The sequence below is a fragment of the Nonomuraea fuscirosea genome (assembly GCF_035917475.1).
Taxonomy (GTDB): Bacteria; Actinomycetota; Actinomycetes; order Streptosporangiales; family Streptosporangiaceae; genus Nonomuraea; species Nonomuraea fuscirosea.
In genome coordinates, this window is record NZ_CP109074.1 from 1,172,258 (window position 1) to 1,185,928 (window position 13,671).

The 13,671-nt window shown below is 72.0% G+C and carries 13 protein-coding genes; 8 read left to right on the forward strand and 5 right to left on the reverse strand.

The window, feature by feature from the left end; all coding sequences use genetic code 11:
• Positions 1-431: 431 nt before the first annotated feature.
• Positions 432-713: a hypothetical protein gene (locus tag OIE67_RS05225; protein WP_106238446.1), complete on the reverse strand. Its 282-nt coding sequence runs from the start codon at positions 711-713 to the stop codon at positions 432-434.
• A 275-nt stretch (positions 714-988) separates the two neighbouring features.
• Between OIE67_RS05225 and OIE67_RS05230 the strand changes: the two genes are divergently transcribed.
• The 4 genes from OIE67_RS05230 (at position 989) to OIE67_RS05245 (ending at position 6,475) form a co-directional block, all read left to right on the forward strand.
• Entirely contained in the window at positions 989-2,542 is a 1,554-nt protein-coding gene (locus OIE67_RS05230; RefSeq protein WP_326637178.1) for an XRE family transcriptional regulator, read from the forward strand.
• Positions 2,539-3,027 (forward strand): GNAT family N-acetyltransferase, encoded by a 489-nt coding sequence (locus OIE67_RS05235; RefSeq protein ID WP_326637179.1) that lies wholly within the window; start codon positions 2,539-2,541, stop codon positions 3,025-3,027. Before OIE67_RS05230 ends, OIE67_RS05235 begins: the two co-directional genes overlap by 4 nt.
• A gap of 287 nt (positions 3,028-3,314) precedes the next feature.
• Positions 3,315-4,568, forward strand: coding sequence for a DMT family transporter (locus OIE67_RS05240; protein WP_326637180.1), 1,254 nt, complete (start codon positions 3,315-3,317; stop codon positions 4,566-4,568).
• 275 nt (positions 4,569-4,843) lie between these two features.
• Positions 4,844-6,475, forward strand: a complete 1,632-nt coding sequence (locus OIE67_RS05245) for a tetratricopeptide repeat protein (RefSeq protein ID WP_326637181.1) — start codon at positions 4,844-4,846, stop codon at positions 6,473-6,475.
• 247 nt (positions 6,476-6,722) lie between these two features.
• On the opposite strand, the gene OIE67_RS05250 is transcribed toward OIE67_RS05245, so the two are convergent.
• A complete protein-coding gene (locus OIE67_RS05250) occupies positions 6,723-7,175 on the reverse strand; it encodes a hypothetical protein (protein WP_326637183.1) in 453 nt (150 codons plus the stop codon).
• Between the two features lie 266 nt (positions 7,176-7,441).
• Between OIE67_RS05250 and OIE67_RS05255 the strand changes: the two genes are divergently transcribed.
• Positions 7,442-8,587, forward strand: a complete 1,146-nt coding sequence (locus OIE67_RS05255) for a pyridoxal phosphate-dependent aminotransferase (protein WP_326637184.1) — start codon at positions 7,442-7,444, stop codon at positions 8,585-8,587.
• 41 nt (positions 8,588-8,628) lie between these two features.
• Here OIE67_RS05255 and OIE67_RS05260 read toward each other — a convergent pair whose 3' ends face one another.
• Positions 8,629-9,564, reverse strand: a complete 936-nt coding sequence (locus tag OIE67_RS05260; RefSeq protein WP_326637186.1) for a zinc-binding dehydrogenase — start codon at positions 9,562-9,564, stop codon at positions 8,629-8,631.
• Between the two features lie 79 nt (positions 9,565-9,643).
• On the opposite strand from OIE67_RS05260, the gene OIE67_RS05265 reads away from it, so the two are divergent.
• Together OIE67_RS05265 and OIE67_RS05270 are read left to right on the forward strand one after the other, a co-directional pair.
• On the forward strand, positions 9,644-10,270 hold the full coding sequence (locus OIE67_RS05265; protein ID WP_326637188.1) for a TetR/AcrR family transcriptional regulator: 627 nt from the start codon (positions 9,644-9,646) through the stop codon (positions 10,268-10,270).
• A gap of 15 nt (positions 10,271-10,285) precedes the next feature.
• Entirely contained in the window at positions 10,286-11,062 is a 777-nt protein-coding gene (locus OIE67_RS05270; RefSeq protein WP_326637190.1) for a hypothetical protein, read from the forward strand.
• Positions 11,063-11,187: 125 nt separating this feature from the next.
• On the opposite strand, the gene OIE67_RS05275 is transcribed toward OIE67_RS05270, so the two are convergent.
• Positions 11,188-11,652, reverse strand: a complete 465-nt coding sequence (locus OIE67_RS05275; protein WP_281262592.1) for an NUDIX domain-containing protein — start codon at positions 11,650-11,652, stop codon at positions 11,188-11,190.
• Positions 11,653-11,662: 10 nt separating this feature from the next.
• Positions 11,663-12,631 (reverse strand): YbgA family protein, encoded by a 969-nt coding sequence (locus OIE67_RS05280; protein ID WP_326637194.1) that lies wholly within the window; start codon positions 12,629-12,631, stop codon positions 11,663-11,665.
• A gap of 149 nt (positions 12,632-12,780) precedes the next feature.
• Here OIE67_RS05280 and OIE67_RS05285 point away from each other — a divergent pair, with 149 nt between their 5' ends.
• Positions 12,781-13,662 carry a TIGR03620 family F420-dependent LLM class oxidoreductase gene (locus OIE67_RS05285; RefSeq protein ID WP_326637196.1) on the forward strand — a complete coding sequence of 294 codons (882 nt, stop codon included), beginning with the start codon at positions 12,781-12,783 and terminating at the stop codon, positions 13,660-13,662.
• The last annotated feature ends 9 nt before the right edge of the window (positions 13,663-13,671 follow it).

Sequence of the window (13,671 nt, forward strand, 5' to 3'; positions counted from 1 at the left end):
ACTCTATGGACCGATTCGATCCAAAAATACAGCCGACCGAACCGCCCGCCGTCACATCACGCCGGGGAAGACGGGGACGCCGGTTCTCTGGGCCGCGGAGGGAGAGAGCCGGCGCTCCGATGACGGACGGCTCGGACCGGGACACACACCCGGAAGCATGTCCCGTGCCGGTTCCGGGAGGGATCCCCCGAACACCCACCCGGCGTACCGGGAGGGTGGCTTGTCGCGTACGGGCGCGCGCCCGTACGTCATGTGCGGCATGTCCGGCATGGACGCCAGGGGCGTCATGCGCGGCCGGGCCGGAACCGGCGGAGTGACCAGGGCCCCGCGAAAGGGAGACCCTCCGCACCGGCCACTCCGCCGGCCCCCAGGAGCCGCCGTGGGTCGCGGTGAGCCGTGGTGGCTGCGCTCCACCCGGATCACCGCGGTCATCACTCCCCCACGGCGGCGAGCACGCGTGCGACCTTCGTCGCGGCGCCGGCCGGGTCGTCGGCGGTGTGCATCCGCTCGCCCCAGGACCAGCAGTACCACCAGTCCGGCAGATCGGAGGACGCCGGCCGACAGGTGACGTTCTCGGACAGGCTGGTCGCCTGCGGGTTGATGACCCGGACGAACCTGCGACCGCTCTGGGTCTGGACCACTCGTGCGAGCAATCCGCGAGCGCCGAGTTCGGCCACGAGGCGCTCCAAGAGCTCGAAGTTGTCGTCCCCCACCGTTCGTTCCTCCCTCAGGAATCTGTGCTGGTGGGCCAAAGATGGCTCAAGTCAAGGGCGCGCGCAACGGCCCGTTCCGCTCACGGGGAGTGGCTTCTCACTCATGGGTTGTAAGAAACAGTCCCGGGGAGGACGATCCTTAACCGTAGGCTGGTTGCGGGCGTTTCCCATCCATCCGGCATTGCTTCATAGTCATGGGTAGGCGCACAGCAATCTGAGGACTACGCTAAGTCACCAGTTGCGGACCGGTCGAGACATGCGGGAGAGGGGCCGGGATGTCCGGCAGACAGCACAGGGAGACGGAGATCGCCCGGCGGATCAGGGCCAAGGGCCTGGCCGTCGGGCGCACGTCCGCCCAGATAGCGGAAGAGATCCACGAAGCGTGCACGGGCCCGTTCGGCACCACCAGGATCAAGGCGCACCGCCTGTCCTACGGGATCGCGCTGGCCGACGTCATCGAGCAGGTGCGGGCCCTGTTCGAGCGCGACGCCAAAGCCCAGCCCGGCATCGGCGAGACGCTGCTGTCGGCGTACGAGAGCGGGCTGAAACGCCCGGGACCCGAATACCTCCACTACCTGTGCACGGTCTACCGGGTCGAGCCGGTCGCGCTCGGTTACGACGCGCCGTGCATCTGCGGCCACGGGCACCGGATGCCGGGGATCGTGACCACCGAGACCAAGGAGCGCCCGCCGCCGCCCCCCGAGCGTGAGCTGCTCATGCAGCCCGTGGAGAGCGACCCCGCCGCGGAGGAGGACGAGAACGTCCTGCGGCGGACGTTGTTAACGCTGCTCAACACCGACGGCAACGGCTCGGTGCCGCTCGACGGGCCGGTGCTGGGCGCGTGCGAGGGCATCAAGCGCAGGCTGGACGAGACGCTGGTGTCGTCCACCGTGTCCGCCGCGATGCTCGACCAGTGGGAGGAGGCGACGGTCAGCTTCGGCCGCCAGTACACCACCACGGCCCCGCTGCGGCTGCTCTGCGACGTGCTGCTCGAACTGAGCGCCGTACGCACCGCCATGTCCCGCCGCCAGCCCATCGACCTGCAGGAACGACTGTGCAGGATGGCCGCGCAGCTGTCCGGGCTGAGCGGCATGATCATGATCAACCTGGGTGACCACCGGCTGGCCCGCTCGTTCTTCCGCACCGGGCGCACCGCGGCCGACGAGACCGGCGACCGCGCGCTGCGGGCGTGGATCACGGCCCGCGAGTCGCTCGTCCCCCTCTACTTCGGCGACGCCCGCGAGGCGCTCACCCTGGCCAAGAAGAGCCGCGACATGGCCGGCTCCATGCCGTGCCCGGCGCAGGCCATGGCGCCGGTCGTCGAGGCCAGGGCGCTGGCCATGCTGTCGGGAGGCGAGAGCAAGAAGGAGGTCGTCGACCAGGCCAAACGCGCGCTGGCCCGGGCCAGGAACGCCTTCTCCCACATGAAGCCCGACGAGAAGGAGGACGTGGCGTTCGGCTACACCGAGCGGCAGCTCTACTTCTACCAGGGCGACGTGCTCACCAAGCTCGGCCAGACGATCGAGGCCGAGGTGGTGCTCGACCAGGCCCTGGGCAAGTACGACGACCACATCTTCGACCAGACGCTGATCAGGCTCGACCAGGCCCACTGCCGGCTGATCGACGGTGACGTCAAGGAGGCGGTGACCGTCGCCACCAACGCGCTCAGCCTGATCACCGACGACTATCTCACCGACTTCATCGTGCGGCCCGCGCTGCGGCTCGAACAGGCCATCATCGCGGCCGATCCCAACGCTCCCGGGCTGGAGGACTTCAAGGCGCTGGTCCGGCGGCGGGCCAAGCCCGGTCTGAAGGGCGTTGATAAATGAAACTGACGATCAGGCGCTATCGCTGGTCCGATCTCGACACGATCCTCGCCCTCCACCAGATCTGCCTGGCCGAGGTGGGCCTGGTCCCCGGTGACGGCGTCTACTACGACGACGACTTCCCCCGCATCCAGGAGATCTACCTGGCCTGCGGCGGCGACTTCCTGGTCGGGGAGGCGGCCTCGCGGGTGGTGTCCATGGGCGGGCTGAGACCCGTCGACACCGGCACCGCGGAGGTGTGCCGGTTACGGGTGCATCCAGAGTTCCAGGGCCGTGGTTTCGGCACGGCCATGCTGGGCGCGCTGGAGCGCCGCGCGGTCGAGCTCGGTTTCCACCGCGTCAGAGGTGACACGACGCTCAACCAGGAGGCCGCGCTGGCACTCTACGCGCGCCAGGGGTGGCGCGAACTCTCCCGCGAGCGGGTCGGTGACCTGGTCGTCGTCTACGGGGAGAAACGCCTGATCCCGCCCGCCGTCCTCGACCGCTGAACCACGCACGGCCCCGCCCCCTCCTCCTGGGGCCGCCCCCTTCCGTCCCTTCCGGTGACCGTTCCCGGCAGGCTCCCGGCGTGACCGTTCCGCCGATCTTCGTTTTTCCCGCTCCAGGCCGGAGATCGATTCCGCCGGAAGATATGGTACGCCCGCGCACTTTTCGGATCCCGGGGATAAGGATGTCCGAGCCTCTGGGTGAGGGTCTTACCACCCAGGTGTAGCTAAGCCTCACCGGCTGCTCCCTGTACATCTACGGCTGCGAATAGTAGTGCCATGCTTTTCTCATGGCAGGCGTACCCGCTCCCCGCCCCCTTCTGGGAGCCGTGCTTCTGTTGTTCGTCAGTGCCGCTTGGGGGTCGGCCTTTCCGCTGATGAAAGATCTCATTCCTCGGTTACCTGTGGAGGATCTGCTCGCCGAGCGTTATCTGATCGCGGCGACGACGCTGTTCCTGTTCCGGCCGAAGAGCCTGCGGGGGCTGCCCCGGGAGACGTGGATCCACGGGATCACGCTCGGGGTGATGTTCGGGGTGGGGCAGGTCGGTCAGGCGCTCGCGCTGGACCACCTGCCGTCTGCGGTGTCGGGGTTCGCCGTCGGCTGCACCGTGATCGTGACGCCGATCCTGTCGCTCGTGCTGTTTCGGGAGCCGGTGCGGCGGCGGATCTGGGCCGGGGTACTGCTCGCGCTGGCCGGCATGGCCGTCTTCACGCTGCTGCGCGGGGTCGAGGGGCACAAGGTGTCGGTGCTCGCGCTGGGCGTCACGCTCACCGCCGCCGCCCTGTACGCCGGCCACACGCTCATGCTGGCCCGCCTGTCCAGGCGTCCGTCCGGTTTCCCGGCGTACGCGCTGACCGTGATCCAGCTCTTCACCATCGGCGTCTGCACCGGGGGCGCCGCCGTGCGCGACGGGATCTCCGTGCCGGGCAGCCTGCCCGACTGGCTGATCCTGGCACACCTGTCGGTGGTGGCGTGCGCGCTGGGCTTTCTGGCCCGCTCCTACGCCCAGGCGCACGTGCCCGCGGTGCCGAGCCAGATCCTCATGTCCTCGCAGCCGGTCTGGGTGGCCGTGATCGCGGTGGTCTGGTTCCACGAGGAGATCGGCTGGGGCATGGTGGTGGGCGGCGTGCTGATGGCGGGGGCCTCGCTGCTGGCGCTGCCGGCCAGGACCGGCCGAACGGGAAAGGAGCTCGGCCGCCGTGACCTGCTGAAGGTGGCGGGCCGGGCCGCCAGGGCGCTGGACGGGCGGCGGGCCAGACGGGAGGATCCGCTGGGGTTGCAGGGCGGCGCGGCCACGTACCTGGTGAAGAGCGCCTGCCGGGACGCCGGGTCGTGTCCCTGGCAGACCCGATCGCTCAAGGGAGGCGCGGAGCCGAGCCTGGAGCGGCTGATCGAGCGGGCGACGTTCATCGTCCGGGCGAAGGGGGGACACGGGCCCGGGTGCTGCCAGTCGGTCACACTGCTCGGCCGGTGCCTGTGCGACCTGATGGAGGATTCGGCACCTCATACCACAGGATTGCGGCGGTGGTTTCGCTCCAAATAGGTTAGATATACCATTCAAAAGGCAAGTGCTTTTTATCCATTAGCCTCCCACTTAATCGGAATAAACCTTGATATTCGGCGGGGTGACCCAATAATGGGTAATTAACCTCAAGTGGAGAGGCACGTCATGAAGCGCATCGTCGTCCGCAAGCCTGGAACCGCGAGGCTGGCAGGGACCTCCAGCGTCATTCACAAGGGGTGATCGAGGAGAGGTCCCACCTCAGGGTTCAGGGCTCACCGTCCGCCCGACCGGGGGCCGCGCGGCTGATCACGCCGATGATCGACGCACACCGGCGGCCGCGCGGCCCCTACACCGTGGCCGCGGCCCTGCTGCGGGCCCTGGTGCCCGGCACCTTGCGTCGCTCGCCCGCCCTGGTGGCGGCCCACGACATCGAGATCCTCGCCGCCGCGCCCGAACTGGCCGGACTCGTACGGGCCGAGCGCGGCACGATCGAGGCCGGGCTCACCGAGGACGAACGCATTCTCGTGCCCGCCCCGCGCCGGACGCTGCGGCTGGCCAACGGCCTGGCCGAGTACGTACGCGACGCCGTGCCCCCCGGGTCGGCGCTGGCCGTGTGCAACGGCGACGCGGCCGACCCGACCGACACCGAACTGGTCGAGGTCATGATGCGGCGCATCCCGCCCGTGACGCTGTCGATCACGGTGTACTCCGGCGGCCCCGAACCCCCGCCCGACACCCGGGACACCGCCGAGCTGTGGACGCTGGTCGACCGCTGCATGCGGGAGGGCTTCCTGCACGCCGCCGCCGAGCTGGGGGAGCGGGGCATGGCGCGGACCGAGCCGGGCGGCGCCCGCTGGTGGCGCTTCGCCCAGCGCACGGCGACCGCGCTCGGCGGGCTCGGCCGTACCTCCGAGGCGCGGGCGGTCTGGGACCGGGTGCGCCTGAACAGCCAGGATCCGGCCATGCACGCGGCGGCGGCGTACGGGACCGGCATGCTCGACGCCCGCCACCCCGACCCCGCCCGCCGCGACCTGGTCCGGGCCAGGGCCTGGGTCAACCTGGCCATCGCCATCTCGACCCTGCTGCCCGACCCGGCCGAGCGGGCCTTCAAGCTCGGCTTCGACCGCAACGGCCTGGCCCTGATCGAGCTGCGGCACGGCCGGCTGGACGCCGCGCTGGAGCTGGTGGAGTCGGCCATCGAGCTGGCGGGCGAGCTGGGGGAGCGGCATCCGCTGCACCGGATGGTGCTGCTGGCCAACCGGGCGCAACTGCTGGCCGGGCTCGGGCACGCCAAGGAGGCGCTGGAGGACTACGGGGCGGCCATCGCGATCGATCCCGGCTTTCCCGATCACTACCTGGAACGGGGCAACCTGCTGTTCAAGCTCGGACGCCACGACGACGCCCTGGCGGACTTCGAGCGGGCCATCGCGGCCGGGCCGCCGCTGCCCGAGGCGTACTACAACCGGGCGGAGCTGCGTACCGTACGGGGTGACGTCGAAGGAGCGCTGGCCGACCTCGGCCGGGTGATCGAGCTCGACCCTAGCAGCGTGGACGCCTACATCAACCGCGCCGGGCTGCTGGCCGGGGCCGGGCTGGACGAGGAGGCCGCCCGCGACGTCGAGGCCGGGCTGGCACTGGCGCCCGACAGCCCTCACCTGCTCACGGTGCTGGGCCAGCTGGAGACGACGGCGGGCCGCCACACGGAGGCACAGACGGCCCTCGACCTCGCCGTGGACAGGGCCCCCGACCTGCCGGCGGCCTGGGGGAACCGGGGGGTGCTGCGGTACGCGATGGGCGACCTGGAGGGCTCGGTGGCCGACCTCACCCGAGCCATCGAACTACAACCTCAGGCCGACCTGTACGCCAACCGCGCGGTCGCCCTCCGCGCCCTGGGCCGCACGGCCGAAGCCGCCGCCGACGACCACCACGCAACCCGCCTGGCTTGAGCGAAGCACGACCGGGCCCTGCCCGCCGCACGGGGTCGTCTCTGGGGCGCGCGTCGGAACAACCTTCGCTGTCGAAGCGAGCCGGCGACGGCGTTCTCGCAGGTTGTCGTGCCGGGGGCGGCCTACGTGGTCTCACTGGCTGGAGCCGGGGGAGGTGTCGCTCGCTGTCTCGCAGGCCGCTGCGTGCCAGGGGAGGCGATCTGCGCGGACTCACGGGCTGTAGCCGGGGAAGGTGATCCGCGCGATCTCACAGGCCGTAGCGGGCCAGGGAGGCGATCAGTGCGAGGGGCACCAGGGCCGCCAACCCCAGCGCGGCGACCACCTTCCACCGCCGCGCCACCTGCGGCTCCGTTACGAACGCCGCCAGCGCCCCCGCGCCCGCGAACGCCGTCCCTGCCGCGACCGCGTTCGCCAGCGGCGACGTCCAGGAGGGCAACGACTCGCCGGCCAGCCGCAGCACCACCAGCACGCCCGCGGCCACCAGTGCCACCCGCCGCCCCGGCCGCACGCCCACCCGCTCCAGCGCCAAGGCGAACCCGGCGAGCAGAGCCAGGCTGATCACCACGACGACGCCCAGGGCCGGCGGCAAGCAGCCCCACTCCTCGCAACCGACCCCGGCCCAAGCCAGCCGCACGGAGGCCCACCACAGCACGCCGAGCGCGGCACACACCGCTGCCGCCCGCCCCATTCGCCCCCTCATGTCGCCCATGCTGCCACCCGCCAGCCCCACCGGACGCCCACCCGACCCATCCCTCGCCTCGCTCCGCCCGCGTCCGCCCGCCGACTGTCCGACCGACTGCCTGCCTGTCCGCCTGCCCGGTCGGTCGCGTTGTCTCGTCTGTCCGCCTCCGGGTTCGCCTGGGACGCTCGTCGTTTCGACGCGGTGCTTTGGTTTGGGGTGCTTGACAGGTGTTCAGGGGTGAGGGAGCGTTCCGTATACGGAACAGGCTTCACGGAGGTGCTGTCATGCGGTCCAACTCCCGATTCGCGCAGGTTCAGCCGTTCGACATCGACAAGGTCGCCGCCGCGGCCGGGGCCGATCCCGAGGTGTTGCGCATGGAGAACCTCGACACCGATGTCCCGCCCCCGCCGGCGGCCGTGGCCGCGACGACCAGGTCTCTCGCGGAGGGGACGGGCAACAGCTGGCTGCCGTTCACCGGGCTGCCGGAGCTGTGTGAGGCGGTGGCGGCGGACCTGCGGCTGCGTACCGGGCTCGACTACGACCCCGTACGCCAGATCGCCGTCACCTCGGGCGGCACCTCGGCGGTCATGCCCGTGCTGCTGGCCACCACCGAGCCCGGTGACCCGGTCGTGCTCACCGACCCCACCTACGCGGGCCTGCTCCAGCGCGTACGCTTGGCCGGCGCCCGCCCCCACCTGGTGCCGCTGCGCGTGGAGGGCGGTCACTGGCGGCTGGACCGTGACGCGCTCGGTGAGGTGCGCTCGGCCGCGGCGCTGCTGCTGATGAGCCCGTCGATGCCGTCGGGCGTGGTCCTCGACGAGGAGGACTGGACGGCGGTGGCGCGGGTCTGCGAGCGCACCGGCGCCTACCTGATCTATGACGCGGCCATGGAGCGCATCGTGTTCGACGGCCACCCGCGGATCAACCCGTGCCGGGTGGAGGGTCTGGGTGAACGCACGATCGTCATCGGGTCGATGTCGAAGGAATATCGCATGATCGGCTGGCGGATCGGCTGGGTGGCGGGCCCCGCCGACATCATGTCCCGGATCATGGTGGCGACCATCTACAACACGACCGTGGCCAGCGGCTTCCACCAGATCGGCGCCGCCGCCGCGCTCAGGGAGCCGTCGGGGGTGGCGGAGGCGGTGGCCGAATACCAGGCCCGTCACGAGACCGTGGCCGCCCAGCTCGCCGACCTGCCGCTGGTACGGGCGGGAGGCGGCTGGTCGTGCCTGGTGGACGCCGAGGCCATGGGGCTGACGGCGGACGACCTCTCGGCCCGCCTGCTCGAACGCGGACGGGTGGCCGCCACGCCCATGACGGCGTGGGGGGAGCAGGTCGCACGCCGCTACGTGCGCCTGGTCTTCAGCGCCGAGCCCGTCGAACGCCTGTCGGAGCTCCGCGCCCGGTTCGCGGCCGCGCTGGCCTGAGTGTGGGTCGATTAAGTGTCTGGCGGGTTTGTGCGCCGGGTTCACGGCCGTGACGGCCTGAGCAGGCTTTTGCCGGTGACCGTGCGGGCCTCGATGGCGGCGTGTGCCTGTGCGGCCGACTCCAGCGGGTACGTGGCCCCGATGACCGGGCGCAGCTGCCCGGCGGAGGCCAGCTCCAGCGCCTTCCTGGCCAGCTCGCGCAGATCCGTGGCGGGCCAGGGCACGGCGGTCACCCGGGGGCCGGGGGTGGTCATGGGGCCGCCCGCCATCCCGTACACGCTCAGCCTGCCCCCGTCCTTGAGCAGCCCCTGGGCCGCGGCGCCGATCTCGCCCCCGACCCCGTCGAAGACCACGTCCAGCCCGCCCGTGGCCTCGCGGACGATCCGGGTCCAGCCCGGGTCGGTGTAGTCCACGGTCAGTTCGGCGCCGAGGGACGCGGCCAGTTCGCGCTTGGCCGCGCTGCCCGCCGCGCCGGCCACCCGTGCCCCCGCCCGGCGGGCGAGTTGCACGAGCAGGCTGCCGACGCCGCCGCCGGCCGCCTCGACCAGCACCCACTCGCCCGGTGCCGGTGCGGCGGCGCTCGCCAGCCCCAGCGCGGTACGCCCGTCCGCGAGCAGGGCCACCGCAACCTCGGGCGACAGGTCCCCGGGGATGGGGATGAGGTCGCCGGCGTCAGCAACGGCCAGCTCCGCGTAGCCGCCGAGGCCGCCCAGCGTGCTGACCACGCGCGTGCCCACGATCGAGGAGTCCACGCCGTCACCCGTCGCGCGGACCGTACCGGCGACGCCGTTGCCGAGCACGGCGGGCAGTTCGACGCGGCGCGGCCCCCGGTCGGCGCGCAGCTGGGTCTCGACGAACGTGATGCCCGCCACCTCCACCTCCACCAGCACCTGCCCGGAGCCGGGCACGGGATCCGGCACCTCCTCCATCACCAGCGTCTCCGGCCCGCCGTACCGCCTCAGGACCACCGCGCGCATGCCGTACCTCATCTCTTATCGGAGCGAATCACTCCGATAAGATTAACGGAGCGCTGCGCTCCGCAATATCCTGTACGTCATGAGCACACGCGGCAGGCAGGCCGAGGCCGCACGCAATGACCTGGCCCTGCTGCGGGCGGCCCATGAGGTGTTCACCACACAGGGCTTCGACGCCCCCGTGTCGGCCATCGCCAAGGAGGCGGGCGTCGGCATGGGCAGCCTCTACCGCCGCTACCGCACCAAGGAGGAGCTGCTCCAGCGCCTGTGCCTGATCGCCATGGAACGCAGCCTGGAGAGCGCCGAGGCGGGGCTGGCCCACGCCGATCCGTGGGAGGGGCTGGCGCTCTTCGTCCGCGCCGGTGTGGCCGACCGGTCGGGCGCGCTGGCGCCGGTCGCCGGCACCATCGAGGTCACCGACGAGATGTGGCGCGTCGCCCGCAGGGCCGGCGAGGTCGCCACCCGGCTCGTGGCCAGGGCGCACGAGGCGGGCGTGCTCAGGAACGACGTGACCCGGCTCGACATCGCGCTGCTGATCGAGCAGTTCAGCCGCCCGGCCCCCGGGCCGCCCGCTCCCGAGCACGACCAGGTCAAACAACGCCTGCTCGCCGTCGCACTCGACGGCCTGCGCGCGCCGGGCGCGACCGGCCTGCCGGGCGAACCGCCGAGTCCCGAGTGGTACGAACGGCGCTGGGGACAGGCCCCGTAGGGCTACGGTGGGTGCGTGGGCTACAACGATCTGTTCCGGGACCTCGACCACAGCGCCAGTGTCCAGGCCGCGGGCATCAGACGCGGCTACGGCGGGCCGCCCGCCCGCACCGTCAACGCCAGGTCGGGCCTGACCCGGCTGCGCTGCGCCTCGCTGCTCAAACCGCTCTACGCCTGGATGAGCGCCGCCCACGTACCCGACGCCGAACAGTGGCGCCGGCACGCCGAGCCCGCCGTCGTCTACTCCTCCAACGCCGACACGCTCAACCTGTGGCTCTCCGTCGGCCCCCGCGTCATCCTCGACGACCTGCGCGAACGCACCGGCGTGGCCTGGACGCCGCCGAACGGCGACCCGTCCAGGTTCGGCTCCGTCGAGGTCGCGGCCGAGGAGGTGGCCACCGCCTACGCGGTGCTCGCCCAGGCCGCCGCGGCGGGCGATCCGGTGGCCGGGACCGTGCTCGGCTGGATGGGCGACGTGGTCGACGCGCAGACGTTCGGCGCCCGCGACGCGCTGCGCTCGCCCAAGGCCGCGGTCAAGTGCGGCTGGTACGGCTCCCCCGAGGAGACCTGCCTGCGCACCCACGCCGTGGCCGTCCTGCCGCGCGGCGGCACCAGGGTCACCGTGGTCGTCGCGATGACCGCGCTGCCGTACGTGGACGCGCACGCGCGCGAGGTCTACCGCGACCGGATCGGCCAGGGGCTGCCGGTGGAGGAGGAGCACGAGAAGGTGTCGGGGGCGCTGCTGCGCGACCTGATGGCCACGACGCTGGAAGAGCTGGGCCACAAGAGCTGACGGAACCGGGCGTCCAAGGGGCCGACGCGTGTCCAGGGGCGACGCGTGTCCAGGGGCGGCGCGTGTCCAGGGCCGTCCAGGGGCGGCGCGTGTCCAGGGGCCGGCGCGCGGCCGGGGTCGTGCGGTCAGGAAGGCTCTCCCACGAGCTCCGCCACGACCGCAGCCAGCTCCGGCGGCTGCACGTCCCCGGGCAGCTCCTCGGCCCAGACATGGCCGCGGAAGGCGCCCCGCTCCTCCTCGGTCAGCCGCCCCGGCCGCACCTCGGGCCGGGCCTCGGCGAACCTGGCCAGGTAGAACGGCTCGCGCTTGACGTAACGCACGCCCAGCCAGCGGAAGTCCCGCCCGACCTCGACGCACCGATCGGCCACCACGGCCGCGCCCGGCAGCCCGGTCTCCTCCTCCAGCTCCCGCCTGGCGGCCTCCAGCGGGGTCTCTCCCGCCTCGACCCCGCCGCCCGGCGGCTCCCAGACGTCCACCCGGTCGACGGGGTCGTACCAGTGCATCAGCAGCACCCTGCCGTCGCGGTCCAGGCACACGACGCGGGCGGCGAGCCGGTCGTTCAGGGCATTCGGGTCGTTCAGGGAATCCACGGGGTGAACGTTATCCCCGGGCGGGGACGTGATTACGCAGGCGCAGGTCATCGGGGTAGGGGGAGAAGTACGTCTGGTCGCGTACGTACGCCGCCGCCTCCCCCCGCGCGTGATGCCGCAACAGCGTCGTGGGCACGCTCAGCGGCACCAGACCCGCCTGGTAGGAGTCGATCACCTCGACCAGATCGGCCCGCCGGACCGGGTCTAGCGCGAGCATGCCGAGACAGTGCTGCAGCACGTTGACGTTCCTGCCCGGCGTGGCTTTGGTGGCGAGCGCGCGCTGGAACACCTCGGCGTAACGGGCGGCCACCTCCTCGCGCTCCATCGACCCCGCCCGCGCGACCACGCGGCCGGCCTCCCGGTAGAGCTGAGGATCGTGCGCGAGCACCTGCATCTTGTGCCGGGAGTGGAAGGCGACCAGGTCGCGCGGCCGCCAGTCGCCGTCGAGCAGCGTACGCAGCCGGGCATGCGCGAAGACACGCTCGACGAAGCTCTCCCGCAGCAGCGCGTCGTGCAGGCGGCCCTCGTCCTCGACCGGGAGCAGCGGGTGACGTTCCATGACGATCCCCGCGAACAGCCCCCGGTTGCGCCGGTCGAGCGGCGGCCCTTCCTCGGGGTAAAGGGGCACGCCGTGGATGCCGCAGGTGGGGCTCTTGGACTTGAACACGTATCCGTCGACGTCCAGCTCGGCCGCCCGCCGCTCGGCCAGCGCCGTCATGCGGTCGGTCAGGTCCTCGTGCGTCCCCCGCGTCACCAGCCTCGGGCCGTCGCCCGACTGCTCCTGGCGCAGGGTCTCGCGCGGCGTGCCCAGACCCGCCTCCATCTCGGGGCAGACGGGGACCCAGTCGACGTACGGGGCCAGGACGTCGGTCAGGAAGCGGTCGCGGCTGTGCCCGCCGTTGTACCTGACCAGCTCACCCACCAGGCAGGACGACACGCCCACCCGGGGACGCTCGCTCGCTCCTGACGTCGTGCTCACCTCTCCTTCCTGCCCCGAAGCGGGGCAGCGGGCGACCAAGTTCGGGAAGATCACTCCAATTCTTGCCCCCGCCGGGGACGCGGCCGGGGCTCCTGGGTACGGTCCCTTATCGATCACGTACGCGGACAGCACAGGCGAAGGGGGCGGCCGTGGAGATCGGGCGCGTCGGAGTGTGGCATCCCATGGTCGGGCAGGCGCCCGCGGCGGAGGGGCGGCGGGCGGCGGCCGAGATCGAGCGGCTGGGCTACGGCTCGATCTGGGTCAACGAGGGCTACGCCGGCAAGGAGCCGTTCGCGAGCGCCGCCGTGCTGCTGGCGGCCACCGAGCGCGTCACCGTCGGCACCGGCATCGCCAACCTGTGGGCCAGGGACGCCATGGCCATGGCGGGCGGCGCGGTGACGCTGGCCGACGCCTTCCCCGGCCGTTTCCTGCTGGGCGTCGGCGTCAGCCACGGCCCCCTGGTCGCCCGCCGCGGCCACGACTACGGCAAGCCGCTGACCGCGATGCGCGGCTACCTGGACGCCATGGACGAGGCCGAGCGCATGCTGCCCAAGAGCGACTGCCCCCGGCTCCTGGCCGCGCTGCGGCCGCGGATGCTGGAGCTGTCGAGAGAGCGGGCGGACGGCGCCCACACCTACTTCGTGCCGCCCGAGCACACCGCGCAGGCTCGCGGGATCCTCGGCACCGACCGGCTGCTCATCCCGGAGCAGGCGATCGTCCTGGAGAGCGATCCGGCCCGCGCCCGCGCGACCGCCCGCGCCCACATGGCCACCTACCTGCAGTTGCCGAACTACGTCAACAACCTGCGCACGCTCGGCTTCACCGACGACGACCTCGCGGACGGGGGCAACGACCGCGTGGTGGACGCCATCGTGGCATGGGGCGGAACGGAGGCCGTCGTTGAACGCGTACGTGCCCACCTCGACGCGGGCGCCGACCACGTCCTGCTCCAGCCGCTCTCGCCGCAGGGCCCCGACCTCGCCGACGCCGTCGCCCAGCTCACCCGCCTGGCCCCCGAACTCGGCCTGTGATCGCCCGGA